Here is a 236-nt window from a genome sequence, read left to right as displayed (position 1 = left end):
ATGCCTTCCGTATCCAGACCACGGTTATCGCCCTTCAGCACTTTCAGTGTGTCGCTTAACGCGACTTCATTGGTTGAGCCGATGACACCATCCTGTAGCGGCAATCCGTTAATATTGCCCTTGTCGTCATGTAGTGGTCGGGCATCCGTGGCTTCTGCTTTGCCGTTCTGCACCCGAATATTCATCAGCAGCGGAGCGAAGTCTGGCGTGACGAAAATTTTTGACTCATGTTTGCC

The 236-nt window shown here is 51.7% G+C and carries 1 protein-coding gene; it reads right to left on the bottom strand.

Annotated elements, in window-relative coordinates; all coding sequences use genetic code 11:
- Positions 1–236, bottom strand: a 236-nt coding sequence (locus tag SB765_RS33715) for a hypothetical protein (protein WP_410933048.1), incomplete at both ends; no start/stop codon positions are given.

The sequence above is a fragment of the Pseudomonas sp. SIMBA_067 genome (assembly GCF_046534675.1).
Lineage (GTDB): Bacteria > Pseudomonadota > Gammaproteobacteria > Pseudomonadales > Pseudomonadaceae > Aquipseudomonas > Aquipseudomonas putida.
Note: the sequence above shows the minus strand (reverse complement) of the source record. Positions and strands in the feature narration are given on the sequence as shown.